18 protein-coding genes are annotated in these 24077 nt (G+C 70.0%); 7 read left to right on the top strand and 11 right to left on the bottom strand.

All coding sequences use genetic code 11. The features are described 5' to 3' along the window. Window positions 1-72: 72 nt before the first annotated feature. The 3 genes from AB0367_RS23235 to AB0367_RS23225 form a co-directional block, all read right to left on the bottom strand. Window positions 73-1455 carry an aldehyde dehydrogenase family protein gene (locus tag AB0367_RS23235; RefSeq protein ID WP_366228476.1) on the bottom strand — a complete coding sequence of 461 codons (1383 nt, stop codon included), beginning with the start codon at window positions 1453-1455 and terminating at the stop codon, window positions 73-75. A gap of 23 nt (window positions 1456-1478) precedes the next feature. Continuing rightward, complete coding sequence (locus AB0367_RS23230; RefSeq protein ID WP_366228475.1) at window positions 1479-2600, bottom strand: NDMA-dependent alcohol dehydrogenase; 1122 nt, start codon at window positions 2598-2600, stop codon at window positions 1479-1481. A 254-nt stretch (window positions 2601-2854) separates the two neighbouring features. Further along, window positions 2855-4183 (bottom strand): aminotransferase class I/II-fold pyridoxal phosphate-dependent enzyme, encoded by a 1329-nt coding sequence (locus tag AB0367_RS23225; protein WP_366228519.1) that lies wholly within the window; start codon window positions 4181-4183, stop codon window positions 2855-2857. A gap of 59 nt (window positions 4184-4242) precedes the next feature. Between AB0367_RS23225 and AB0367_RS23220 the strand changes: the two genes are divergently transcribed. Both AB0367_RS23220 and AB0367_RS23215 read left to right on the top strand, forming a co-directional pair. Continuing rightward, the gene (locus AB0367_RS23220; protein WP_366228474.1) at window positions 4243-5730 is read left to right on the top strand and encodes a CoA-acylating methylmalonate-semialdehyde dehydrogenase; all 1488 of its coding nucleotides are present in this window, start codon (window positions 4243-4245) and stop codon (window positions 5728-5730) included. Window positions 5731-5742: 12 nt separating this feature from the next. Further along, the gene (locus AB0367_RS23215) at window positions 5743-7089 is read left to right on the top strand and encodes an aspartate aminotransferase family protein (RefSeq protein WP_366228473.1); all 1347 of its coding nucleotides are present in this window, start codon (window positions 5743-5745) and stop codon (window positions 7087-7089) included. Between the two features lie 64 nt (window positions 7090-7153). Here AB0367_RS23215 and AB0367_RS23210 read toward each other — a convergent pair whose 3' ends face one another. From AB0367_RS23210 to AB0367_RS23175, 8 genes are all read right to left on the bottom strand, one after another. After that, window positions 7154-7774, bottom strand: a complete 621-nt coding sequence (locus tag AB0367_RS23210; protein WP_366228472.1) for a hypothetical protein — start codon at window positions 7772-7774, stop codon at window positions 7154-7156. Window positions 7775-7892: 118 nt separating this feature from the next. Then, window positions 7893-9656 carry an ABC transporter ATP-binding protein gene (locus AB0367_RS23205; protein ID WP_366228470.1) on the bottom strand — a complete coding sequence of 588 codons (1764 nt, stop codon included), beginning with the start codon at window positions 9654-9656 and terminating at the stop codon, window positions 7893-7895. Beyond that, window positions 9653-11356 (bottom strand): ABC transporter ATP-binding protein, encoded by a 1704-nt coding sequence (locus tag AB0367_RS23200; protein ID WP_366228468.1) that lies wholly within the window; start codon window positions 11354-11356, stop codon window positions 9653-9655. Before AB0367_RS23200 ends, AB0367_RS23205 begins: the two co-directional genes overlap by 4 nt. Before the next feature lie 50 nt (window positions 11357-11406). Continuing rightward, a complete protein-coding gene (locus tag AB0367_RS23195) occupies window positions 11407-12192 on the bottom strand; it encodes a methyltransferase domain-containing protein (RefSeq protein WP_366228467.1) in 786 nt (261 codons plus the stop codon). Next, window positions 12189-14705: an ATP-binding cassette domain-containing protein gene (locus AB0367_RS23190; RefSeq protein WP_366228466.1), complete on the bottom strand. Its 2517-nt coding sequence runs from the start codon at window positions 14703-14705 to the stop codon at window positions 12189-12191. Before AB0367_RS23190 ends, AB0367_RS23195 begins: the two co-directional genes overlap by 4 nt. Then, window positions 14699-15646, bottom strand: coding sequence for an ABC transporter permease (locus AB0367_RS23185; protein ID WP_366228465.1), 948 nt, complete (start codon window positions 15644-15646; stop codon window positions 14699-14701). Before AB0367_RS23185 ends, AB0367_RS23190 begins: the two co-directional genes overlap by 7 nt. Before the next feature lie 17 nt (window positions 15647-15663). After that, window positions 15664-17229, bottom strand: a complete 1566-nt coding sequence (locus AB0367_RS23180) for an ABC transporter substrate-binding protein (RefSeq protein ID WP_366228464.1) — start codon at window positions 17227-17229, stop codon at window positions 15664-15666. Between the two features lie 254 nt (window positions 17230-17483). Continuing rightward, window positions 17484-18224 (bottom strand): NPP1 family protein, encoded by a 741-nt coding sequence (locus AB0367_RS23175; RefSeq protein ID WP_366228463.1) that lies wholly within the window; start codon window positions 18222-18224, stop codon window positions 17484-17486. 401 nt (window positions 18225-18625) lie between these two features. On the opposite strand from AB0367_RS23175, the gene AB0367_RS23170 reads away from it, so the two are divergent. From AB0367_RS23170 to AB0367_RS23150, 5 genes are all read left to right on the top strand, one after another. Beyond that, window positions 18626-19792, top strand: coding sequence for an LCP family protein (locus AB0367_RS23170; protein WP_366228462.1), 1167 nt, complete (start codon window positions 18626-18628; stop codon window positions 19790-19792). Window positions 19793-20279: 487 nt separating this feature from the next. Then, on the top strand, window positions 20280-21035 hold the full coding sequence (locus AB0367_RS23165; RefSeq protein WP_366228461.1) for a hypothetical protein: 756 nt from the start codon (window positions 20280-20282) through the stop codon (window positions 21033-21035). A 749-nt stretch (window positions 21036-21784) separates the two neighbouring features. After that, on the top strand, window positions 21785-22066 hold the full coding sequence (locus tag AB0367_RS23160) for a hypothetical protein (protein WP_366228460.1): 282 nt from the start codon (window positions 21785-21787) through the stop codon (window positions 22064-22066). Next, on the top strand, window positions 22063-23214 hold the full coding sequence (locus tag AB0367_RS23155) for a cytochrome P450 (protein WP_366228459.1): 1152 nt from the start codon (window positions 22063-22065) through the stop codon (window positions 23212-23214). The genes AB0367_RS23160 and AB0367_RS23155 overlap by 4 nt, the downstream gene beginning before the upstream one ends. Continuing rightward, window positions 23211-24053: a hypothetical protein gene (locus tag AB0367_RS23150; RefSeq protein WP_366228458.1), complete on the top strand. Its 843-nt coding sequence runs from the start codon at window positions 23211-23213 to the stop codon at window positions 24051-24053. The genes AB0367_RS23155 and AB0367_RS23150 overlap by 4 nt, the downstream gene beginning before the upstream one ends. Window positions 24054-24077 lie beyond the last annotated feature (24 nt).

Below are 24077 nucleotides of genomic sequence, written 5' to 3'. Positions count from 1 at the left end.
TCCACCACCGGACGGGGCCCTTCCACACGAGCAGCGGCCGGCGTATCGGCCGATCGCAGGCAACGAGTGCTGTCAGGCCACCCCGTAGGTCTTGATGTTGGCGAACTGATCCATCCCTGACCGCCCGAGCTCGCGCCCGAGTCCAGAGGCCTTGGTGCCGCCGAAGGGGATCTCGATCGGTGCGCCCAGAATCCTGTTGATGCCGACCCCGCCGGTGTCGAGCCGGCGGGCGACCCGGTGCGCCTGGTCGAGGTCCTCGGCGTAGACGGTCCCTCCCAACCCGAACATCGAACTGTTGGCCGACGCCACAGCCGCGTCCTCGTCCGAGACGCGATAGATGATCGCCAGCGGTCCGAACGCCTCCTCGGAGTAGAGCCGCATCTCAGGGGTGATGTCGGTCAGCACGGCGGGGGCGAAGAAGAAGCCCGCGCCCGGAAGCCGTCCGCCCGGCACGAGAACCGTCGCACCCTTGGCAACCGCGTCGTCGTACTGCTCCTGAAGCAGCTCCGCGGCCTTTTCGCTGGCCATTGGACCGACAACGGTCGCAGGGTCCTGCGGGTCTCCCACCTGGTGTGTACGGAAAGCCTCGACGAAGGTGTCGATGAACTCGCCGGCAACCGGCTCTTCCACGATGATGCGCTTGGGAGAGGTGCACACCTGGCCGCTGATCAGCAGTCGGCACAAGGCAGCCGTCTGCGCGGCCTGGCTGACGTCCGCCGAGGAAAGGACGATGAACGCATCCGACCCGCCGAGCTCCAGAACCACCGGTTTGATGTGCCGACCGGCCTGCTCGGCGATGCGCGTCCCAGCGCGGTGCGAACCCGTCAACGTCACCGCCCTGACCCGCGGGTCGGCGAGGTAGGCGGAGACCTGATCGAACGTCAGAAGAGCCGTTTGATAGGCACCCTCGGGAAATCCCGACTCCACGAAGAGCCGGTCGAGCAGGAGTGAGGACCCTGGGCAGATCTCTGCCGGCTTCACGATGATCGTGTTGCCGAGCATCAGGTTCGGGGCCGCCGCCCTCGCCGCCTGGCCCAACGGCCCGTTCCACGGCTCGATCGCCAAGGTGACGCCCATGGGCTCCCGCCGCGTGATCAGGCTCGTGAACCCCGCGGCCTTCGCCTCCTCGTCGGCGAGCAACTCGGATGCGTGGTCGGCGTAGTAGCGGAAGATCTCGACGAACGAGTCGACCTCAGCCCTTGCGAAGAACTGGGTCTTGCCCATCTCCTCTGTGACCTTGTCTGCGAGCTCGTCGCGCCTTTCGGCGACAGCGTCCGCGACGCGGCGGAAGAGCTCGACCCGGTGCTCCACCGTGGTTTCGCGCCAGCCGGCATAGACCTCGTGCGCTCGGGCCAGAGCGGCCTCGGCCGTCTGGTCGTCATAGGCCGGAAACTCCTGAACGAGCTCACCCGTGCTCGGGTTGATCGTGCGATACGCGTCCTGCTGCAGGTTCATTCGCGCAGACTCCTTGTCGGTCGTCAGAACGTGACCACGCCGCGAATGTTCTTTCCATCCAGCATGTCCTGGTAGCCCTGGTTGATGTCCTTGAGCGCATAGCGCGTGGTGACCATCTCGTCGAGCTTGAGGGTCCCCGCCTGGTACAGGTCGATCAGGCGCTGCATCGACCGCCGCGGCGATCCGGTGCCGTAGATGACGCCCTGGATCCGCTTCTGGTACATCCCGAGCTCGGTGAGGTTGAGGCGCACCACGTCGTCCCCCGCCAGCGAGCCCTGCGCCGTGACGACGACGGTGCCGGCCTTGCGGATGGACCTGAAGGCCTCCTCGACCCGTTCACCGTGGACGTTACCGACGGTGATGACGGTGGCGTCGGCTCCCTGGCCGTGCGTCAGGCTCTTCGCGTACTCGGTGGCCTGGTCCATGTCGGCGAACGCCGCGGTCGCGCCGAGGGTGAGCGCCGTGTCGCGCTTGAAGGCGACGGGGTCCACCGCGATGACATGGGTGGCCCCAGCGTGGCTGGCACCCTGCACCGCACTCATGCCGACACCGCCACACCCCATCACGATCACGGTGCCTCCGGGCTGGGCATTGGCCGCGTTCACGGCCGAGCCCCATCCCGTGGTGACGGCACAAGCCACGATGCAGACGACATCGAGGGGAAGCGACGAATCGATCTTCACCAGTGAGGTCTCGTCGTAGACCTGCCACTCGGAGAAAGTGCCGATGCCCGTCCCCACGGGCTTGCCCTGGTACTGCATCGGATAGGTGACACCGTCGAGCTGAGCTCCCGACATCACGTTGGCGCCGCTGTCGCACAGATTCTGCTTGCCCTCGGCACACCACCGACACCGGCCGCAGGAGGGAATGAACACGGTGAGCACGGAGTCGCCGACTTTGAGATTGCGCACGCCTCGCCCGACCTCGCGCACGACGCCCGCACCCTCGTGGCCTCCGCACCACGGAGTGATGCCACCGAACACATTGAAGTCGGAGGCCCCGTTGGCCATGTGCTCGTCCGAGTGGCACAGGCCCGTGGCCACCATCTCGACGAGAACCTCGCCCTCGCCGGGTCCGTCGAGGTCGACCTCAGTGACCTCCCACCGGCCGGGCTGCTGGAACAACAGGGCTGCATTGGTCTTCATGGCTACCACCCAGGGATCGGCTACTTCATTTGACCGGCACGGCGAAGAACGCAGTGCAACGGCGGGCTACTGCATTCCGGATACCGTATATCGTTGTGAGTGGGATGTCCATCACATCCGCACCGCCGAGCCGACCGTCGGTGCTAGATCATCTGTCGAACCGACGATCTTGCGTGAACGGGATCGGTCCAGGTGTGCCCGCCGAGGGCCGAGATCACTGGGCGGACGACCGGATCCACCAGCCGTTTCGGCGGTCAGCGCGCGAGACGGAGCGCGGGTGCGGTAGCGGCGCGAGCCAACCGGGAAGCGACCAAATCGTGATCTTCGGCTACCAGGCCGACCGTCACCCGCAGATGTGGCGGCATTGGACCGACCGTGAAAGCCGCGCCCGCCGCGGCGCTGATACCGTCACCGGCCAACGAGAGCAGAGCCGCCTGCTCGTCCGCCACGGGAAGCCAGAGATTCAGCCCGTCACCGACCGGCAGTTCGAAGCCGGCACGTGACAGCGCTTTGACCATGCAGCGTCGCCTGCGGGCGTACTCCTCACGCGCGTTGCGGACCGCAGCGACCGACGAGGGCTCGGTGAGCAGGCGCGCCATCAGCTGCTGAAGCAACCGGCTGGTCCAGCCCTGGCCGAGCAGGCGCCTCTCCAGCACCGGGTCGAGCACCGCGGCGGGGCCGCCGACGGCCGCGAGCCGCAGATCCGGGCCGTGGGACTTGGAGAAGCTGCTCACGTGCACGGTCTGCATCGGCAGGGAGGCGCCGATCGAGTACAGCGGCGCCATGGAGATGTCACCGGCCGAGTCGTCCTCGATAACGCAGACCGCGGGATGCCTCGCCAGCACGAGGGCCAGCTCCGCCGCGCGCTTCTTCGACCAGGAGGCGCCCGTGGGGTTGAGCGCGCGAGGTTGCAGGAACACCGCGACCGGGCGCTCCATCAGCGCCGCCGCCAGCCTGTCGGGCAGGATTCCCTGAGCGTCGGTGTCCACGCCCACCGGCCGAGTGCCGATCGCCTCGAGCAGGTCGAGCAACGGCGGAAAACTGGGTCTTTCCACGACGACCCGATCACCCATGCGCAGCAGAGCCGAGGCGATCTGGTCAATCGCATCCATCGCACCGTCGAAGACGCCGATGCGTTCGGGTTCGTAGGGCCAGCGCTCGCGCAGCAGCACCGCGAGCTCGGGATGGACTGGCTCGTCGAGATAGCTGCCCGGCACGGGGAAGATCCCGGTCAGGGGCGGCAATGGTGGCAGCAGCTGTGGATCTGGCACGCCGGTGGAGAGGTCCAGCGGGAATCCAGTGCGGCTGCGCAGGGCTGCGCGATACCGACCTGGCCCACCCGTGCGAGTCTCGGCGATGGTCGTGCCGCGGCGCCCGTCGGTGCGGATGGTGCCCGAGCGCCGCAGCAGTTGCCAGGCCGCCCCCACCGTCGTCGGGGAGACCTGCAGCGCGTCGGCGACCTGACGCACGGGCGGCAGCTTCGCTCCGGCGCTGAGCCGGCCCTGCCCCACCGCCTGGCTCACCGCCTCCGCAAGTCCGCGAGCCGTCGGCTCGCGCAGCAGTTCCCGCAGCACGTCAAGCATTTTGAAACAGTACAATTTCAATATTGTACGGTCAACGGCTGTTACGTAATCTCCGAAGCATGCCTCGCATCGCACACTGGATCGGCGGCGCCGAAACCGCCGGCACCTCGGGCCGCGTCGGCCCCGTCTTCAACCCAGCCACCGGCGAGCAGATCGCCGAGGTCGACCTGGCCTCGACCGCCGAGGTCGGCCACGCGGTCAAGGCCGCCACCGAGGCGGCCCGGGTGTGGCGCTCGTCGTCGCTGTCCCGACGGGCGGCAGTGCTGTTCAAATTCCGCGAACTGCTCGCCGAACGGTCCGGCGAACTCGCCCAGATCATCACCCGGGAGCACGGCAAGGTGCTGTCCGACGCGGCCGGCGAAATCGCCCGCGGACTTGAGAACGCGGAGTTCGCCACCGGCGTGCCGCACCTGCTGAAGGGTTCATACTCCGAACAGGCGTCGACCGGCGTCGACGTCTACTCGATCCGCCAGCCACTGGGCGTGGTCGCCGGGATCACACCGTTCAACTTCCCAGCCATGGTGCCGCTCTGGATGTGCACCACCGCGATCGCGGCCGGCAACGCGTTCGTGCTCAAGCCGAGCGAGAAGGACCCATCCGCGTCGCTGTTCCTCGCCCGGCTCTGGCAGGAGGCGGGACTTCCGGCCGGCGTCTTCACCGTCATCCAAGGCGACAAGGAAGCCGTCGACGCCATCCTGGCCCATCCCGACATCGCCGCGGTCAGCTTCGTCGGCTCAACCCCCGTCGCCAAGTACATCTATACGACCGGCACCGCGCACGGCAAACGGGTACAGGCACTCGGCGGAGCCAAGAACCACATGCTGGTGCTGCCCGACGCCGACATCGACGCCGCCGCGGACGCCGCGGTAAGCGCGGCCTACGGATCAGCCGGCGAGCGTTGCATGGCGATCTCGATCGTGGTCGCGGTCGGCGACGTGGCCGACCCACTGGTGGACGCCATCGCGAGCCGGCTGCCCAAACTGCGCATCGGCGACGGCACCGACCCGGACGCCCAGATGGGCCCCCTGGTCACCCGAGAACACCGGGACAAGGTCGCCGGATATGTCGAGCGCGGCGCAGCAGCCGGCGCGACCGTGATCACCGACGGCCGGACCGCGGACGTGCCCAAGAACGGCTTCTTCCTCGGGGTCACGCTGCTCGATCACGTCACGCCCGAGATGGACGTCTACCGCGACGAAATCTTCGGACCGGTCCTGGGAGTGGTCCGCGCCTCGACGTACGCCGAGGCGCTCGCCCTGATCAACGACAACGAGTACGGCAACGGCACCGCGATCTTCACACGCGACGGCGGGGCAGCCCGGCGGTTCCAGCTGGACGTCAACGCCGGCATGGTCGGGGTGAACGTGCCGATCCCGGTCCCGGTCGCCTACTACTCCTTCGGCGGGTGGAAGGCGTCGCTGTTCGGCGACACTCACATGTACGGCCCGGATGGCATCCACTTCTACACCCGCACCAAGGTCGTCACCTCACGCTGGCCAGACCCGGGCACCTCATCAATCGATCTCGGCTTCCCCCAGACCCGGTAGAGGACCAGAGCGATGAACGACAAGACCGTGCGCGCCAACGACCGCGCCCATGTCTTTCATTCCTGGGCGGCTCAAGGCCTGATCGACCCGTTGCCGGTGGCGGGTGCCTCGGGAAGCTACTTCTGGGACTACGCGGGCAAGCGGTACCTCGACTTCTCCTCCCAGCTCATCAACGTCAACATCGGCCACCAGCACCCACGGCTGGTCGCGGCGATCCAGGAGCAGGCGGCCCGGCTCTGCACCATCGCGCCGGCCTTCGCCAACGACAAGCGTGGCGAGGCGGCCCAACTGATCGCCGAGCTCGCCCCGGCGCCCCTGAACAAGGTGTTCTTCACCAACGGCGGCGCCGAGGCGAACGAGAACGCGATCCGGATGGCCCGGCTCCACACCGGCCGGCACAAGGTACTGGCCACCTACCGCAGCTACCACGGCGCCACCGCCACCGCGATAACCGCCACCGGCGACCCGCGACGCTGGCCCAACGAGCCGGTCGCGCTGGGCGTCGTGCACTTCTGGGGACCGTACCCGTACAGGTCGCCGTTCCATGCCGCCGACGAGGCGCAGGAGTGCACCCGGGCGCTGCAGCACCTACGCGACACGATCGTCTTCGAGGGCCCGGCGACAGTTGCCGCGGTGTTGCTGGAGACCGTGGTCGGCACCAACGGCATCCTGGTGCCACCGCCGGGTTACCTGGCCGGGGTACGCGAGATCTGCGACGAGTTCGGCATCGTCTTCATCGCCGACGAGGTGATGGCCGGGTTCGGCCGGTGCGGCGAGTGGTTCGCGGTCGACCGGTGGGGAGTAGCCCCCGACCTGATCACGTTCGCCAAAGGGGTGAACTCGGGCTATCTGCCGCTCGGCGGCGTGGTCATCTCGGACGAGATCGCCGACACCTTCCGCGAGCGGTCGTTCCCGGGCGGGCTGACCTATTCCGGGCACCCGCTCGCCTGCGCCTCGGCGGTAGCCTCGATCCAGATCTTCAAGGAGGAGGGGATCGTCGAGCACGCCCGGTCGATCGGCGAGGATGTTCTCGCCCCGGGCCTGGCCGAGCTGGCCGCCAAGCACCCCTGCGTGGGCGACGTACGCGGCCTGGGCGTCTTCTGGGCGCTTGAGCTGGTGCGCGACCGCGAAACCCGGGAACCGCTCGTGCCGTTCAACGCGGCCGGCGCGGACGCGAACCCGATGAACGAGCTGGCAGCGGCCTGCAAGCAGCGCGGGCTGTGGCCGTTCACCCACTTCAACCGGGTGCATGTGGCGCCGCCGTGCACGGTCAGCGCCGCTGAGGTTCACGAGGGCCTGGCGATCCTCGACGAGGCGCTCACGGTCGCTGATCGGTACTCCACCGCACAGGACCAGTGAGACCACGAGGTTTTCTGGTGTCCGGCGGGCCGAAGAAGCCACGGTCCGCCGGGCACGACGACGGTCATGGTCTTCCTTGAAGAGCTGACGCAGGTTGGCCCGGGTCGCGGCGGCCGACGGCAGTCGCGCCGGCGACCGTCGCGGCGAAGCCTGCGAAACCGACCAGCGCCATGACGTCGAACACCCGGCTGTCGAGATCGGCGGCGAGGCGGGGCCCGAGCAGGCCGCGCGGATCGACGACCACGTCGACCGGGCTGCCGTACTCGTACACAACCGTGTCGCGGAACTCGCCCGGCAGCGGGGCGCCGGATGCGTCGTGCAGCGTGTAGCGGTACAGGCACCGGCCGTGGCGGGTCGAAGTCTCCAGGCAGGACATCTCGCGGACCGTCGCGGTGGTGCGGGTGCCCGCGGCGCGCAGGTACCAGTCGCCCGGGCCGGCGTACGCGGTCAGCAGCAGCACGAACACGAAAGCGAACGCCACCCAGGTCGGCCAGGTCCGCTCGCCGCTGAGCCAGAACAACAGGATCGGCGCGACGAGCAGGGCCGCGGTCGGCAACGCCGCCACCGCCCACCACACCCAGCTACCCAGCGCACCCGCCACGCCAGCGATCAGCCAGACCAGCGCGGTGGCGCCGACCAGCAGCGCGGCGTGCGGCCAGCTGCCCCGCCCCACGAGCCTCTTCATGATCGAATTGTGGCACCGGTACCGCCGCCGGGGCTGTCGGCTATCGGTCGTTTCGTGGTGATGCGGCGGTCTGTTCGCCGTCTTGCGTGGCGCGGCGGCACGTCTTGCGCCGCGTGGATCAGCTCGCGGCCAGTTGGGTGCGGACCAGTTCGCTGAAGGCTCCGGGCCTGGCGAGCAGGTCGTCGGGGCGGCCGGTCTCAACGACACGGCCGTGGTCGAGCATGACGATCCGGTCGGCGGTGCGGATGGTGGAGAGCCGGTGAGCGATGACGAGCGTGGTCCGTTCGGCGCTGGTCGCCTGGATCGCGGTCGTGAGCTCGCGTTCGCTTTGGGCGTCGAGGTTGGAGACGGCCTCGTCGAGGACGAGGATCGGGGCGCCGGTGAGCAGTGCGCGAGCGATGGCGAGGCGTTGCCGTTGCCCTCCGGAGAGCAGGTTGCCGAGTTCCCCGGCGATGGTGTCGTAGCCGTCGGGCAGGTCCTGGATGAAGCCGTGGGCGTGGGCGAGTTCGGCGGCCTTCTCGATCTCCGCCTGGGTGGCCTCGGGGCGACCGAGGCGGAGATTGTCGGCGATGGAGATGTTGAACAGGTGGACGTCCTGGGGGACGTAGGCGATGAGCCGGCGCAGGTCCTCACGGGCGATGGTTCGCAGGTCGTGACCGCCGATGGTGATGGCGCCGGCGCCGACATCCCAGAGCCGCAGGAGCAGGTGGGCGCAGGTGGACTTGCCTGCTCCGGAGTGCCCGACGAGTGCGACGGTTTCGCCGGGCTCGATGGTGAAGCTGATGTCCTGGACCGCCTGCGGGAGCGCGGGGGCATAACGGAAGCTGACCTGGTCGAAACCGACCCGGGTGTCGATGTGCTCGACACGGGCCGGGTGGCCGGGTTCGGGTACGGCCTGCTCCACCGCAAGGAGGTCGCGGACGCGGGCCGCGGCGGCCGAGACGATGCTGAGGTCGCGGGCGACGTCGACGACGGCGGTCACCGGCGCCAGGGAGAAGGCGGCGAGGACGACCGCAGCGGGCAGCAGGTCCACGGGGAGCCGGCCGGACGCGGTGAGTGCGCTGCCGACGAGGAGGGCGACGAGCACGCCGAGCGTGACGAGGGCGTCGGTGGCGGCGAGTTCGACGCCGGCGCGCCGGCTGTGCCGGGTCCGTGCGGCGTCAAGCGCGCGGCCACGATGCCGCAGCCGTGCCGCCTGAGCCTCGCCGGCGCCGAAGGCGAGGATCTCGCGGAGGCCCTGGAGTGCGTCGACGGCTTCGGCGTTCAGCGCGCCGGCCTCGGCTCGGACCGCGTCGCCGTGGGCTTCCGCCCGGCGGCGCAGCCAGATCGGGATGCTGGCCAGAGCCAGCAGCACGGGCAGCAGCGCCAGGGACAGGGCGGGGTCGACGAAGGCGAGGGCGATCAGGGCCCCGGCGGGTACGACAGCGGCGGAGACGAGCGGGCTGAGCGTGTGCGCGAAGAAGGTTTCCAGCAGTTCGACGTCGCTGATCGCGGTGGAGCCGAGTTCGCCGGAGCGGCGGGCGAGCAGGTCACCGGGTGACATCCGGGCGAATGCGTCGTAGACCCGGCCGCGCAGGTCGACCAGGACGCGGAACGCCACGACGTGGGCGAGTTGGGTTTCCAGCCAGGGCGCGACGACGAGCGGGATAACGAGTGCGAGCAGGACCGCGAACCCGCCGCGCAGGCCGGTGGGGTTCGCGCCGGTCAGCGCGCGGCCGACGAGGATCGCGCCGAGGACGGCACTGGCGATGGTGAAGACGTGCGTGGCGATGCCGCTGAGGACGGCGAGGGCGAGGATCCGCCGGTGGCCGCGCAGCAGCCGGAGCAGCGGCAGGAGCCGGGGCGTGTAGCCGGCCGGCGCGGTGGTCGGGGCGTGGCTCATGCGATGGACTCCTGGGTGGCGACCAGCCGGGCGAAGGTGCCGGACCTGGCCATGAGCTCGTCGTGGCTGCCGATCTCGGTGATCGACCCGTGGTCGAGGACCACGATGCGGTCCGCGGCGCGGACGGTGGACAGCCGGTGGGCGATGGTCAGCGTGGTTCGTCCTGCGGCGGCCCGGCGCAGTGCTTCGGCGATCGTGCGTTCGTTGGCTCCGTCGACGCTGGAGGTCGCTTCGTCGAGAATGAGCACGGGCGCGTCGGCCAGGAGCGCGCGGGCGATGGAGAGCCGCTGGCGTTCGCCGCCGGAGAGTTTCATGCCGCGTTCGCCCACGACGGTGCTGAGCCCGTCGGGCAGCGCGGTCACGAACGCGCGGGCGTTGGCCGCGTCAAGGGCCTGCCATACCTCGTCGTCGGTGGCGTCCGGGCGGGCCAGGGTGAGGTTGTCGCGTACGGAGCGGTGGAAGAGGTACGTGTCCTGCGACACGACCGCGATGCGGTGCCGCAGTTCGTCCAGCGGCCAGTCGGTGACGGGGATGCCGCCGAGGCTCACCGAGCCGTGTTGGGGGTCGAACCAGCGCAGCATGAGGCCGATCAGGGTGGTCTTGCCCGCGCCGGAGCGGCCGACCACGGCCACGTGCTCGCCGGGGGCGATGTCCAGGGTCAGGTCACGGACCGCCGGTTCGGTGCGGCCGGGGTAGGTGAAGCGGACCCGGTCGAAGGCGACCGCCAGCGGGGTGCGGGACGGGCCGGCGGGTGTACGCGCGGCGGCGGGGCTCTTGACCGGCGGGTCCGCGTCGAGGATCTCGAAGATGCCGGCCGCGGCGGACAGCGCCGGGGCGCCGGCGTGGAAGGCGTTCTGCAGGTCGCGCAGGGGACGGAAGCACTCCCGGGTCAGCAGCAGGATCATCAGCAGGGCGAGCGCTCCGATGGCCGCCTCGGCGTGCCGGACGGCGCCGAGGCCGGCGGCGAACGCGGTGCCGAACCCGACGGCGAGCCCGACCACGCCGACGTAGAGGACCGTCACGGCGCACAACCGGATGGAGGCGCGGCAGAAGTCCTGGGCTCGCGCGGTGAGTTCCAGTCCGCGCCGCTGAGCCGCGCCGAACACCTTCAGCGTGGCCATGCCCTGGATGGCGTCGAGGTTCTCGGCGTAGAGGGCACGATAGGCGGCCATCCACGGATCCATCCGGCTGGCCAGGACCCGTTGCGACAGCTGCGGTACCAGCGGCACGATCAGGCCGCAGGCCAGGACGACGCCGCCGACCACCGGGTCCAGGGCGAGCAGGAAGCCGGCGATCGCGGCCGCGCCGATGACGGCGGCGACCGCCTGTGGCAGGAACTTGCCCACGTACGCGTCCAGGGCCTCCACGCCGTCGACGAGGATGGACTGCATCTCTCCGGTACGCCGCTGGCGCACGTCGGCGGGGCCGAGGCGCCGCAGTTGCTGATACACCTCGGCCCGGACCGACTCCTTCACTGTGGCGGCGGCGCTGCTCGCGGCCACCTCCCGCCGCCACAGCAGCCCCGCCCGGACCACCTGGACGAGCACCAGCCCCAGCACACCCGGAATCGCCCCGGTGGGGCTAGCGCCGCCGATGACGTCGTCCACGACCACCGCGAGGAGCAGGCCCTGGGCGGCGTAGGTGGCGGTGATGGCGACCGAGAGGCCGACCAGTTCGGCCATCCGCCGCCTGGCCCGCATCGCCCATCCCAGCAGGCGAACGTTCGCGCTCGCCCGTGCCTGCGGCCGGCTCATCGGACGGCGAGCAGGACGCGGTCGTCGAGGTTCTGCCAGATCGTGGCGATCTCCCCGAACCCGGCCTCGGTCAGGGCGGTGACGTGCGTGGCCAGCGAGGTCAGCCGGTCACCGTCGCGCGGGCCGTACACCTGGTCGGCCAGTTCGCGCCGGGCCGTGCGTTCCCGGGCCGCCGAGGCGAGCAGGTCGTTGCCGGCGGCCTCGGACCACCACCGCTCCCAGTCGGGCACGCCGGCAATGGTGAACGCCTCCCGGGCGGCACGCTCGTTGGCCGCCTCGGCGAGCCGCTCGTGGGTGGCCTGCCCGGGGTCGTACGGCATGTTGTCGCCGTTGAGCAGGATCCCGCCGGGGCGAAGCAGTTGCGCCACCCGGCGGTAGACCGCGAACAGGACGCCCGGCTCCAGCCAGTGCAGTGCGGTGGTGGACACGACGACGTCGACGCTGTCGACACCCAGGCTCTCGTGCCAGTGCGGATCGCGCAGGTCGGCGTCGACCCAACGCAGCCGGTCGGCGTAATCCGACAGGGCGTGCCGGCCGAGCTCCATCAGCAGCGGGTCGGCGTCGACGGCGATGGCGGTGGCAGCGGGGTGGGCGGCGAGGATGCGCTGCGACAGCGAGCCCGGCCCGCAGCCGAGGTCGAGGGCGACGAAGCTGTCGCCGATCACCTCGCCGATGGTCCGGGTCATCATCGCGAAGCGTTCCTCGCGGCGGGGCAGGTAGCCGGTCTGCTGGTCGTCCCAGGACGCCAGCAGCTTCTGCCACGGGTCGACGGCTGCGGTCATGTCGATGGTCCTTTCGATGGAGGTACGGGTTGGTGGACGGAGTCCATGCGGAAGAAGTCGCGGGCGGCGACGAGTTCCCGGCTGGTCCGGTGCCGCGCGGTGGTCGCCATGGCGCCGAGGTGAAGCTCGTCGACGATCCGGCCGCCGTGCATGACGGCGATGCGGTCGGCGACGTGCTCGACGACACCGAGGTCGTGGGAGATCACGACCATGGCCAGGCCGTCGTCGCGAAGGCTGCGCAGGAGGTTGATGACGTCGGCCCGGTGCACGCAGTCCAGGGCACTGACGGGTTCGTCGAGGATCAGCAGATCGGGGTCGCAGGCCAGGGCCCGAGCGATGACCGCGCGCTGGCGTTCCCCGCCGGACAGTTGCCACGGTCGGCGCCGGCCGTGCTCGGCGGTGAGACCGACCCGCCGCAACAGCGCCGTTTGCCGGGCCGGCAGGTCGATGGCGCGGACACCGTGCAGGTGCAGCGCTTCGGTGAGCGCGCCGCCGATGCTCTGGCGGCGATCCAGGGCTGCGGCCGGGTCCTGGAATACCAGGTGGACGCGCTGGCGCCGGGGGTCGACCGGTCGTCCGTCGAGTTCGACCGTCCCCCGCAGCCGTGGCTCCAGCCCGGCCAGGGACCTGGCCAGGGTCGACTTGCCGCAGCCGGAGTTGCCGACCAGGCCGACCACCTCGCCGCGGTGCACGGTCAGGTCGGCCCCGGCCAGTGCCGGCACCGCCGGGCGGCAGCCGTGGGCCGGATGGACGAGGTGCAGGTCCCGTGCCGTGAGCAGGACCGGGGTATCCCCGGTGTCCCGGCCGGACCGCGGTGGTGGAAGGTCGGCGGCGGCGATCAGCCGCCGGGTCACCGGGTGCTGCGGGGCGTGCAGTACCGCGTGCGTGTCGCCGGTCTCGACCACGCGGCCCCGGTCGAACACGGCGAGGGTGTCGGCCAGCCGCGCGGCGACGCCCAGCTCGTGCGTGATGATCACGAGGCTGGTGCTGAGCCGGTCCCGGATCTCGCCGAACAGCTCGACGAGCCCGACTGCGGCAGTCGCGTCCAGGGAACTGGTCGGCTCGTCGGCGACCACCAGGGCGGGCTCACCGGCGAGCGCGGCCGCGAGCAGCACCCGTTGGCGCATCCCGCCGGACAGTTCGCCCGGGCGCTGGCGGGCGACACGGGCCGGGTCGTCGATGCCGACGAGGGCGAGCAGTTCCAGTGCGCGGCGCTCGGCGGCTCGGCGGCGAAGTCCGCGGTGCAACACGACGACGTCGGCGACCTGGGCGCCCACCCGCCGCAGCGGGTGCAGCGCGCCACCGACATCCTGCGGGATGTAGGCGACGATCCGGCCACGCACCTGGCGCAGCGCCTTCTCGTCGAGTCCGACGAGTTCCCGTCCGGCGAGGCGGACCGAGCCAGTCACCCGCGCCGACACCTGCGGCGGGAGCAGGTCGAGCATGGCGAGCACGGTCATGGTCTTGCCGCTGCCACTGGCGCCGACGATCGCGAGGGTTCCGCCCGCCGGTACGGACATCGTCACGCCGTCGACCACACGGGTGTATCCGTTGCCGTCGTGCAGATCGACGGACAGCTCGGTCACCTGTAGCCGGGCCTCGGCCGGGATGTCGGTGGCCGCCGCCCGGGTGGCGGGCCGCGCTGCCGTTGCCGGGCGGGTCACGGCGCCGGCGCGGACGCCGTGGGTGAACCAGGTACCCAGCCGGTCGGCCAGCAGGTTGCACGCCACGGCGACGACGGTGACGGCGACCGCCGGTGCCAGGAACAGCCAGGGCGCCGACGACAGGTACGGACGCGACTCGACCAGCATCGAGCCCCACTCCGGTATGGGCGGGCGGGCACCGAGCCCCAGGAAGCTCAGGGTCGCGACCCCGACGATGACCTCCGCGGCGGTGATCCCGAGCAGTACCGTGACCGGGCCCCCCAGCGCCGGCAGCACGTGCCGGAGGAGGATTCGCGGTGGCCGCGCCCCCAGCAGCAGCAGCGCCTGGTTGCTCGGCGCGTCGCGCCGCAGCCGGGTCTCGGTGCGGATCACCCGCACGTACGGCGGCCAAAGCGTGGCACCCAGCGCGAGGGCCACCTGCCACTGGCCGCCGCCGAGCAGACCGGCGAGGACGAGCCCGAGCAGCAGCGTCGGCACGCTGGTGACGACATCCACCACGCGCAGCACGAACCGGTCGAACAGACCACCCCACCAGCCCGCCGCGACGCCGAGCCCGCCGCCGAGAACCAGGCAGACCACGAGGACCGCCCCGACCGCGATCAGCGATCCACGGGCACCGGCGACCAGCCGCACCAATTCGTCGCGCCCGAGGTGGTCGGTGCCCAGCCACGCGCCGACGCCCGGGGCCAGCAACGCCCGGTTCAGGTCCGTGTGCCGCTCGCGACCGGCGGTGAGGATCGGACCCGCTATGCCGGCGAGCACGAACGTGGCCACGACAACCGCTGGCAACGGCCACCAGCTGCCGGTCAGGACACGGCGGACCGCGCCGCCGCCGCGCCGGATCACCATGTACTCCGGGCACGCTCATCGACGATCGTGGCCAGGCTGAGGCTCACCCCACGCACGACGATCACGACGACACACAGCAGCAGGACGGCCGCGTTCAGCGGATACCAGTCCCGGTACCGCAGGGCCGCGATGAGGTACGAGCCGAGCCCCGGCCAGCCGAACACCTCCTCGACCACGAGGGTGCCGGTGCCCAGCGCGGCGAGGATGTTCCCGGCCACCACCAGCGAGGTGACCGTCGCGTTCGGCAGCGCCCAGCGCAGCAGGCAGGTGAGTCGTGAGTGCCCCTGGGCGCGGGCGGTGACCAGGTAGGGCTCGGCCAACACCTCCCGCAGGCGGGTGGAGAGCACCCGCCCGAGCGCCGCGCCGGCGGGCAGGCCGAGGACCAGAGCGGGCAGCACCAGGGACCACGCACCAGCGTCGGTGCCCTGGGTCGGGAACCAGCCGAGTCGCAGCGAGAACTGGGCGACAAGCCCGAACGCCAGCGCGAACCCCGGGACCGACACCAGCAGCAGCGAGCCGCCGCGCAGCAGTGCTGGCACGAACCAGCCCCGCGCCGCCGCCTCGGCCAGGCCGATGAACAGGCCCACGACGATGGCGACCACGCTGCCGGCCAGTGCCAGCGTGACGGTGGGCCCGATCCGCGCCGCGATCTCACCGCTGACCGGCCGGCCGCTACGGATGGAGACGCCCAGATCACCACGGACGGCCCGGGTCAGCATGTCGGCATACCGCTGCGGTGCCGGCAGGTCCAGCCCGAGCCGATGCCGCTCGGCCTCGATCCGCGCGTGAGAAACCGCACCGCCCTGCTCCCGCACGACCGACGACGCCGCGTCCCCGCGGGCGAGCAGCAGCAGGCCGAAGCTGACCAGCGAGATCGCCAGGACCAGCGCGGCCATCTCGGCCAGCCGTGCGGCGGCGGCCGCTACCGGGCCGCCGCCCATGCGTCGGACCATCGCGGTTACCCGGCCACGCCGACCTTGGTCAACGGCAAGTCGTACTCCGTGACCCCCAACTCGAACCCGCGGACCTTCGCGCCGACGGCCCACACCCGAGGCAACTCGACCACCGGCGCCACCGCCCAGCTGTCGTTGAGCGCGGCCCACACCTTGTCGTAAGCGGCGGCCCTGGCCTCGTCGGTCGTACCGGCGAGCGCCTCATCGATCAGGCCGTCGATCGCCGGGGACCCGTAGAGGAATGCCGGTTCGGTGCTGCGGAAGTTCCCGTTCAGCATCGCGAACGGGTCGTAGGGCGGCCCGTAGGTCCGATAGAACAGCAGGTCGTACCGGCGCTTCGCGGCCGCCTCCGTATACGCCGCCGTGTCCAGCTGGTCGATCTGGACCTCGAGGCCGACTTTGGCGAGATCCGCCTGGATCGCCTCGCTGAGCGCCCGCGCCTGGGGCAGCATGCCGGGATCCAGGATGAGCCGGAGTTTGCGCCCGCTCTTGCCCGCCTCGGCCAGCAAATCCCGTGCCTTCTGCGCGTCCAGGTCCAGCGCACGCGGCTGCTGCGGAGCATACGGAATGCTCGCCGGGAACACCTGCGTCGCCGGGCGGGCGAGGTTGTGGAACAGCGCTTTCGAGTAGGCCTGCCGGTCGAGGGCGTAGTTGACGGCCTGCCGTACCCGCGGATCGGCCAGCGCGCTGTCGCCGGTCGTGGTGTTGAACGCCAGCAGCAGGTTCGTCGACGCCGGCTCGGTCAGCACCTTCACCCGGCTCTGTCCACGCAGGTCCAGCGTCTCCTCCGGAGCGAGCGGCGCCATGTACTCACCACCGACGAGGTCGACCTCGCCGGCCTTCAACGCCGCCAGCCGAGCCTGCGAACTCGGAATGACCTTGAAGAGGACCTTGTCCAGGTTGGGCCGGCCGCCCCAGTAGGTGTCGTTGCGGACCAGCACGATCTCGGTCTCCGACGAGGACTCCAGCCGGAAGGGCCCGGTGCCGATCGGCTTGACGAAGTTGCCCGCCGAGTCGAACGAGTTCGGGCTTCGGAATCGCACCGGCCGCATCAGCGTCAGTTCCTGTACCGCCGGGTAGTACGAGCTTTTCAGTCGTACGACCAGGGTCGCGTCGTCCGGGGCTTCGACCGCCGCGATGGTACGGGAGATGCCGAGGAAGGGCGTGTCGCCGATCCAACGCTGCATGTCGGTCTTGGCTACCGGCGCGGTGAACGCCGCACCGTCCGAGAACGTCACGCCCTGACGAAGGTGGAAGGTCAGGGTGAGCCCGTCCGAGCTGACCTCCCAGGTCTGGGCGAGCCCGGGCAACAACTTGCCCTGCGGGCCGTAGCGCACCAGTGGCTCGTAGATCTGATCCAGGACATTGAACGAATGCGTCTTGTAGCTGAGGCTGTTCAGGTCCGCCTCCGGCTGCCCTAATGCCACCCGCAGCGTGCCGCCGGCAGGGACCGCGGCGTCGTCACCCGCACCGGTCTCGCCACCGCCCCCGCACCCCGTGAGCAGCAGAGCCGTCACCGCGGACAGCACCGCCATCCGCCATCGCTTCGCGCTGTGAACGGACCCCATCATCGCCCCCACCTGCTGCCGGTCAGAGGTATTTGCAACCTTGTGGCAATTACGGGCCCGAAACTACTGACACTGCGACCACCCGGACAACCATCCGGTGAACAAGATCACTAGGACAGTGATCAACTGGGCACAACGGCTGAACAGCCGATGGCATCACCGTTGCCGCGGAACACACAGCCGGCGTCGCCGCCGCCGGCTGAGCGCGACGGCCGGAGGATCGCACGCGAACGGCGGTCCTCCGGCCGGAGCGTTGGTCAGCCCTGCGGGTTGAACGCGATCCCGGCGGGCTTGGAAGCGGCAAGCAGCGACTCGAACCTGCCGTCACTGATCTTGATCGTTGCCGCACCGAAGTCGGCAGCCATCAGCCGGTCGCGCAGCGCCGTGCTGGGCCATCCATTCCAGTCCACCAACGGCGGATAGCGCCAGTTGTGGTAGTGATTTTCCGGCGGCTCGTCGTTGGCGTTGGCGAGCCGGAAGAAGTGGGTCGACGCGCCGTCCTTGTGATAGACGGTCTTGGGATGGGTTCCGTCGAACCGCACCTGCGAGCGCGCGTACGTCACCTGGCTGCTGTGCTGCGTCGTGGTCACGTACTCGACCTGGTTGCTCGCCTGGTTGACCCAGGAGATGACGTGCTCCCAGTCGTGCCGGTGGCCGCCGAGGCTAATGCCGGGCAGGGCCTGGTCCTTCTCGAAGTAGCTGGCATAGACGATCGCGCACCAGCCGTTGTTGCACTTCGACCGGGCATACGTTTGCGATCTGTCCAGGTCGGACTGGTCCCGGCAGTTGCCGTTGAGGGCCCCGGTGGGGTTCAGCCCCGGGTTGAGCGTGCCGGTGGGGCTGATGGCCGCGACGGCGTAGCAGCCATCGGTGTCGTAGTCGTACGCGGGTGAGAACGACTGCTCGTAGCCTCCCGCGTTCTGCGGCAGATTGGGCAGCGAATCGGCGAAGGCCGCCGTCGCGGGCAACATGACCCCGAGCGCGGCCAGCACGGCCACGACCCAAGCCATGGTGCGACGACACCCGGCGAACGGGCCGCCGGACCGGGCCGCGGATGTCCCCGGCGGGGCAACTGATGACGATGACACGTGTTCCAACGCTTGCCTTTCGTGGATCGATGCTCATCGGCCGCCCGAGTCGGCGACCATCAGAAATATCGATGAAGACGAGTATGTTGTACGACCGGCAAGGTGTGAACATCCCGTGACCGCCCGACGAAACCCTCAGCGCGGCCGGCGCACCAGGCCGTCGCGCCACTCTGCTCGACGGCGATCTTCTGAGAGTTGGCTGAACCTGCAACGGATCACTGTTCCAAATCCGTCTATAGGGACGAAACACGGACGCGCGGTTCGGGGGGATATCGTGGCGCGCCGAGGGACCGTTGGTTTCGGGGAGTGACATGACAAAGAAGCGTGGGAAGAAGGACCCGCTGTGGGCGCGGTTGTCCCTGGTTTTCGGCGCGTTACTGCTGCTCGCCAGCGGTGGCGCCCTCGTCGGTGGCAATCTGTTGCTGAATCACTACAGCGACCAGATCACCCATGATGGCGGCCTCGGCAGCGCTGCGGCCGGCGCGACCATCGACGGGCCGATCAACCTGCTCCTCGTCGGCATCGACGAGCGCGTGGGTGACGAGGCGATGGGCGCGCGCTCCGACTCGATCATCATCGCGCACGTGCCGGCCACGCACGACGCGGTGTACCTGATGTCGATCCCCCGTGACACTCGGGTACAGATCCCGCCGAGCCCGAAGACCAAGTACCCCGGCGGCACCGACAAGCTCAACGCGGCGTTCCAGTTCGGATACCAGAACGGCGGCGGTCGCAACACCGGTCTGGCGCTGCTCGCCGAGACCGTCACCCATCTGTCCGGCGGGCTGAAGTTCAACGGTGCCGCGATCGTCAACTTCGACGGGTTCCGCGGCCTGGTCGAGGCGCTCGGCGGCGTGCACATGTGCGTCGACGAGAAGGTGACGTCGATCCACGTCGGCCGCAACACGAAAACGGGCGAGGTGGGAAAGACCATGCCGTACAACTTCACCAACGGCAACCCGACGTCGCTGAAGCCGAACATGGAGCCGAAGGTGTACGAGGTCGGCTGTCGCGACTTCCTGCCGTGGGAGGCCCTGGACTACGTCCGCCAGCGCGACAAGCTGGCCAGCGGCGATGGCGACTACGGCCGGCAGCGCCACCAGCAGCAGTTCATCAAGGCGATGCTCAAGAAGGCCACCAGCGCCGGCGTGATCACCAACCCGCTCAAGGTCAGCGAGATGCTCAACTCGGTCGGCCAGGCCGTGTCGTTCTACAACAACCGCGTCTCCCTCGGGGAGTGGATCCTCACGCTCAAGGGCGTCAACCCCGACAAGATGATCACGCTGCGCACCAACAACGGCCAGTACAACCCCGAAAAGGTCAACGGCCAGTTGTTCGAGAGTCTCGACCAGACCGCGCTGGACCTGCTGAAGGCGTTCAACAACGACACGGTCGCCCAGTTCGTGGCCAACCACCAGGAGATGATCGCCAACGACGCCGCGACGCCGGCCTCGAACCCGTCGAACTCGGGCCGCTGACCGGCCCAACCCGCACCGCGCGGTCCCGCCCACCGGGCGGAGCCCGCACCGTTTCCCATCATGAACATGCCAGGCCGATCGATCTATGGGTGGACCGGCACCGCCGGGCTCCGGATAGCGCCACGTCGACCTTGCCGCGCGTCCGGGCGCGGATGGCGCGCCTAGGGTCCGGACATGGCTCGATCTCATCCACTGCGCACTGACGCTCCCACCCCTTCCATTGGACTGCGCGAGCCCGCTCGGACACCTGTGCTACGGCCCGATCGGGTGCTCCCCTGCCGTGAGCGAGACGTCGTCGTCTGTACGGTCACTCCCCCGCCGTACGGCCGAGCGCGCCGGACCGGAACGCACGGCATCGCTGCTGTGGCATGGTTTCCTGCCCGGGAGCCGTGGCGCGAGCACCCGCCCAGACGGGGCTGACGGCGCGCACCTCCCGCCACGCGTTGACCGTCCGGACGTGCGTCTTGTCCCCTCGCGTGTTTGAGAAGTGCTCTGGTTCGCTCGCCGAACCTGCGTAACCGTCGGCGTCGATGCGGCCAGAGTGGCCGAATGTCTCGGCTACCCATCGACCCTGGCCGACGAGCAGGTCTCGACCCGTCTGACCGACCTGTCGGCCGGTTCCGCACCTGACGCTGTACCTTCCCTTGTGGCCTACTTCGCGGACCTGACGCCCTACGCGTACTCGCACAGCGATGAAGACATCGTCTGGCGCGAATGGGGCGAACTGAGCTACCGCCCGCGGTACGAGCGGCGCAACATCGGCTGGCTGGACGCGTCGCACCCGTTTGACCGAGGCCCGGTCCCGGCCTGGTTCGCTGGCGCGCTACTCGACGTAATCGACGGCCCACCCGTCAACGAATCTCGCGGCCTGCACGACTGCGAGTTCTGCCCGCCTGACAAGGGCAGCATCGCCTATCCGCGGCCGAGCCGGAACTGGCTGGCTTACTACGAGATCAGGGTGCCGGCCAGGCCGGGCGTGATGTTCGCAGCGCCGGCGCTGGTCTGGCATTACGTCACCGCGCACGACTACCGGCCGCCAGCGGAGTTCGTCGAAGCGGTGCAACGCTACGACGCCAACTGGGCCACCGAGCCGAGCCCCTGGATCCCACCCGACGCGGAGCGCGACATCTGGAACCGCACCGCCGGCAACCACCACCGACACCACCCTCGCCTGGGACCGGTTGCATCCCCGCCTGGCCCGCCGGGCTGCGTGGGATCCGCTGGGCCACGATCACCACGATGATCAGCCGCATCGCCCGAGGCCAGCCCGCCACACGCCAACCACGTTGGCACTGGCCCGACGACAAGTGAGCCCGCTCGCCCCCGTCCGCGGAAGGTGCAGCCGATCAAGAATGTGGCCAGCCAGGACTGGTTGACGCGGACAGCGGGTTCAAACGTGTCCGGCACTATCGACGAGCCGGTCCGGCCGGATGACGATGGTGCTGACGGTGCCGTTGCCCCAGAGCGTTGTATTCAGCAGCATCTTTCCGTCGAGGAGAGCACGGTGAACTCGGCCCATACTCGGTGGCCATGCGCCACCAGTCGGCGTTGACCTTCGTTGCCAGGGCGGGATCGTCGACAGCGATGGAAGCGGAATCGAACCGTCCATGCTGCGGCAGGCAGCTGGCCGGACCCTGATTGGGCGGCAACGGCTGGTGGACCTCCCCGCGCACCGTTCAACGAACTGCAGGCCAGCTGGGCCAGTTCAGCCGAGACGGCAGCATCGGCCAGCGACATCAGCGAGCAAGAGCTGACCTCTGGCCCGCGCGGCTTCATGCCGCTGCCCGTGCCAGATCCGCGGACCGCGCCAGACCGGCGCGAGCAGGACACCACTTCTCAAACACATTCTTACGGACCGAACGGATGAATATAGATCGCCCGAAAGGCCGACATGGGTAAATCTGTCTGATTCCGAAGTATTGACGTGGACAAGTCAGCGACTGGAAGCTTAGGTGCTTTGAAGCGCGTCATGCGATGTGAACGGAGGCATTGATGCGGACGGCTGCACTGCCCGCGGATCGGAAACATCCGGTCTTCTTCGACCACCCGGTCGACCACCTGCTCGGGAACCTGCTCGTCGCCGGTCTGCTCGGCCTCGCCGACGAGGTTGCCGGCGGGGCGCTGCAGCAGACTGCCGGATGCGGCTCGCATCACGTGCTGCACCGCAGCGACCAGGTCGCGGTCACGCACGGCTCTACCCGCATCCCCGACGTCACACTCTTCGAGCTCGACGGCACCGCGGGCACCGTATGCATCCTCCCGGAGAAGGAATGACCCAGTTCCCGTTCGACAGCCGCCCCGGCGTCGCGCTGGACCCCGAGCAGGCGGCGCTGTTCCGGCGAGAGGCGCTCGTGCCGGTCCGCATCCGCGGCAACCACCCGGCGCTGCTCGTCACCGGCCACGCCGACGTGCGGACCGTGCTGTCCGACGCCCGGTTCAGCCGCCAGCAGTGGCACGGCGGCACCATGTTCGCCCGCAGCCCCGACACCCTCGCCCTGGCCACCACCGACCCGCCGCTGCACACCCGCCGCCGCCGGACGGTGCAGGCCGCGTTCACCCACCGCGCCGCCGAGGCCGACCGGCCATGGATCGAGCGGATCGCCGAGGACCTGCTCGAAGCGGCCGGCGCCAAACCCGGGACAGTCGACCTCGTCGCCGCATACCTGCGGCCGCTGCCATACCTCGTCGTCGCCCGCATCATCGGCGTCCCCGACGGCGACGTCGAGCAGCTGTGCGCCTGGACCGACGCCATGATGTCCGCCGGACACTTCCCGGCCGAAGAGGTCACCGCGGCGACCACCGCCATGCACGCCTACTTCCGCGATCGGCTCGGCACCGGCGACGGCCTCCTCGGCACCCTCCCGGCAGCCCAGGACCCGCTCAGCGACCAGGAGATCGTCGTCATGGCCTCCGGTCTCGTCATGGCCGGCGGGGACGCCACCGCGAGCCATCTGAGCAGCTGCGTGTACCACCTCCTGCACGACGACGAGCTACGCCGCACCCTGGTCGCCCGGCCCGACCTCATCCCGGCCGCGGTCGAGGAGCTGCTGCGCTGGGTGTGGTTCGCCGGCACCGGCGGCCAGCCCCACGTCCTGCTCGCCGACGCGGAGCTCGCCGGGGTGCCGCTGAAGGCCGGCCAGGTCGTCATCCCGCTCGTCGACGCCGCCAACCGCGACCCTGCCGTCTTCACCGACCCCGACACGTTCAGCCTCGACCGGCCCGCCAACCCGCACCTCGGCTTCGGCCACGGCCGGCACATGTGCCTCGGTGCACCGCACGCCCGGGTCGAGCTGCGCACCGCGATCGGTGCCCTCCTGCGCCGCTTCCCGGACCTCGCCCCCGCGCCCGACCTGGACGGCCCGGCGTGGCGGGACCGGATGTTCCTGCGCGGCCTGTGGCGCCTTCCGGTGTACCTGCGGTGAGGGCCTTCATCCGCGGCAGTTATCCCCTGGTGCCGTCCGTGCTGTTCGCGGTCTGCTGGGCGTACGGTGTCACCGGCCTCTTCGCCCTCACCGACCCGCACGGCGGCACCTGGCGCCCCGGCGTCGGCACCGCCCTCGCCGCGCTCACCATCGCCCTCGACATGCTCCTCATGCGCATCGTCGACGACATCCGCGACCTGCCCTACGACCGCGCCCACAACCCGAAGCGCCCCCTGGCCCGCGGCGCCGTCACCGTGCCCGCGCTGCTGCGCTGGTATGCCGCGATCGCGGTCCTTCTGCTCGCCATCAACCTGTACGACGTCCGTGCCGCCGCCGTCCTCGCGATCCAGCTGGTCTACGCCCTGCTCCTGCTGCTGCCCGGCCCCGACCCCGGGCGCCTCGTGCTGACCCTTGTGCTGAGCTCTCCCGTACAGCTCCTGCTGCACCTGTATCTGTACCTCGGCTACCTTCGCGCCACCGGCGGCTCGTTCGACGCGTCGTTCTGGCCGGCCCTGGCGGTGGTGGTCCTCGCGACGCTGCACCTGGAGCTGGCCAAGAAGATCACCCGGGCCCCGCGACCGGGCGAACGCACCTACGTCACCACGTTCGGCCTTGCTCCGATTGTGGCAACGGCGCTGCTCGCCGCTGCCGGTGCCTGCGCGGTGCTGCTCCTGACGGTCCGTCATCCGAGCTGGTGGATGCTGCTCGCGCTGCTGCCCCTGGCCCTGCCCGCCCTGGCCTGGCGGCGCTTCCGCCGGGCCGAGCGCTGGGATGCGCAGCTCGCCGCCTACTTCCTGCTCGGCTCGCTCGCCACCTGGGCGGCGACGGCCATGGTCTGAGCCCGTGCGTGCCGCGAGCGGAGC

The sequence above is a fragment of the Dactylosporangium sp. NPDC051484 genome (assembly GCF_040689395.1).
Lineage (GTDB): Bacteria > Actinomycetota > Actinomycetes > Mycobacteriales > Micromonosporaceae > Dactylosporangium.
Note: the sequence above shows the minus strand (reverse complement) of the source record. Positions and strands in the feature narration are given on the sequence as shown.

Excerpts from the sequence above, each read along its gene's own strand:
- AB0367_RS23200 (WP_366228468.1), bottom strand. The coding sequence starts at position 11,356 with ATGCGGGCCAGGCGGCGGATGGCCGAACTGGTCGGCCTCTCGGTCGCC.
- AB0367_RS23180 (WP_366228464.1), bottom strand. The coding sequence starts at position 17,229 with ATGATGGGGTCCGTTCACAGCGCGAAGCGATGGCGGATGGCGGTGCTG.
- AB0367_RS23220 (WP_366228474.1), top strand. The coding sequence starts at position 4,243 with ATGCCTCGCATCGCACACTGGATCGGCGGCGCCGAAACCGCCGGCACC.
- AB0367_RS23225 (WP_366228519.1), bottom strand. The coding sequence starts at position 4,183 with ATGCTTGACGTGCTGCGGGAACTGCTGCGCGAGCCGACGGCTCGCGGA.
- AB0367_RS23210 (WP_366228472.1), bottom strand. The coding sequence starts at position 7,774 with ATGAAGAGGCTCGTGGGGCGGGGCAGCTGGCCGCACGCCGCGCTGCTG.
- AB0367_RS23155 (WP_366228459.1), top strand. The coding sequence starts at position 22,063 with ATGACCCAGTTCCCGTTCGACAGCCGCCCCGGCGTCGCGCTGGACCCC.
- AB0367_RS23215 (WP_366228473.1), top strand. The coding sequence starts at position 5,743 with ATGAACGACAAGACCGTGCGCGCCAACGACCGCGCCCATGTCTTTCAT.
- AB0367_RS23235 (WP_366228476.1), bottom strand. The coding sequence starts at position 1,455 with ATGAACCTGCAGCAGGACGCGTATCGCACGATCAACCCGAGCACGGGT.
- AB0367_RS23170 (WP_366228462.1), top strand. The coding sequence starts at position 18,626 with ATGACAAAGAAGCGTGGGAAGAAGGACCCGCTGTGGGCGCGGTTGTCC.
- AB0367_RS23160 (WP_366228460.1), top strand. The coding sequence starts at position 21,785 with ATGCGGACGGCTGCACTGCCCGCGGATCGGAAACATCCGGTCTTCTTC.
- AB0367_RS23190 (WP_366228466.1), bottom strand. The coding sequence starts at position 14,705 with ATGGTGATCCGGCGCGGCGGCGGCGCGGTCCGCCGTGTCCTGACCGGC.
- AB0367_RS23195 (WP_366228467.1), bottom strand. The coding sequence starts at position 12,192 with ATGACCGCAGCCGTCGACCCGTGGCAGAAGCTGCTGGCGTCCTGGGAC.
- AB0367_RS23205 (WP_366228470.1), bottom strand. The coding sequence starts at position 9,656 with ATGAGCCACGCCCCGACCACCGCGCCGGCCGGCTACACGCCCCGGCTC.
- AB0367_RS23230 (WP_366228475.1), bottom strand. The coding sequence starts at position 2,600 with ATGAAGACCAATGCAGCCCTGTTGTTCCAGCAGCCCGGCCGGTGGGAG.
- AB0367_RS23185 (WP_366228465.1), bottom strand. The coding sequence starts at position 15,646 with ATGGGCGGCGGCCCGGTAGCGGCCGCCGCCGCACGGCTGGCCGAGATG.